Source organism: Microbispora sp. CSR-4, assembly GCF_008033685.1.
Taxonomy (GTDB): Bacteria; Actinomycetota; Actinomycetes; order Streptosporangiales; family Streptosporangiaceae; genus Microbispora.
Genome location: NZ_VJVX01000194.1, coordinates 1 through 915, shown reverse-complemented (window position 1 = coordinate 915; position 915 = coordinate 1). Strand labels below are relative to the sequence as shown.

At 72.2% G+C, this 915-nt stretch carries 1 protein-coding gene; it reads right to left on the bottom strand.

Annotated elements, in window-relative coordinates; translation table 11 throughout:
* Positions 1 to 915: DUF222 domain-containing protein (locus tag FLV34_RS39410; RefSeq protein ID WP_147945600.1), on the bottom strand; the 915-nt coding region annotated here is incomplete at both ends.

Sequence of the window (915 nt, the reverse complement as noted above, 5' to 3'; positions counted from 1 at the left end):
AGCCTCGCCGGTGTCGAACTCCTCCGGGATGTCGGGGTCGTCAGCGCCGCCCGCAGCGCCGGGGTCGCCCAACGCGCCGGAAACGGTGTCATCGGCCCGGCTCAGGTCGTCGGCGCTTCCGGTGGCGTCGGGGGCGTAGGCGTTGGTGTCGTCGGCGCTCTCCGCACCGGCATCTGCCTCAGCCTCGGCATTGTCGAAGTCGTCGGCCTGGCCGGGTGCAGGGTCGCCCGTGTCGTCCCGGCCTTCCTCGAAGCCCCCGGCATCCCGCGTGTCTTCGGCGTGGTCGGTGGTGTCGTCGGCCTGGCCCGGCTCGTCAGTGGTCCCGGTGGTGTCGAGGGCGTAGTCGCTGGGGGCGCTGTCGCCGAGGTCCGCGAAGTGGTCGCTGACGTCGTCGTCGGCGGCAGGGTCAGCAGGGTCTTCGGTGGCCGGGTCGGCCTGGCTTGGCTCGTCAGTGCATCCGGCAGGGTCGGGGACGTAGTCGCTGGGGGCGCTGTCGCCGAGGTCCACGAAGTGGTCGCTGACGTCGTCGTCGGCGGTGTCTTGGGTGGCCGGGTCGGTGTCTTGGGTGGCCGGGGCAGCGGGGTCTTGGGTGGCCGGGTCGCTGGTGTCGTCGGCGGGGTGTGGGTTGTCGTCGGTGGGGTCGGTGGTTTCGGGGTCGGTGGGGAGGGATTCGGCGCTGACCACGACGAGGAGCTCGGCGGCGATCTTCTGCTCCAGCAGGGCGATCAAGGCGTCCGCCTGGCGCACCGTCAGCGGGCGGTCATCCCCCTGTGCCCTCAGCTTGGCGTACGCCTGCAACAACGCCATCAACCGGGCGCCGGCCTCACGCGGCAGGTAGAACTCCCCTTCCACGCCGCCGCCCTTGCCCGGGCGGACCCGCAGGAACCGCCGCCCGTAATCGGCCCGCTCATCCCG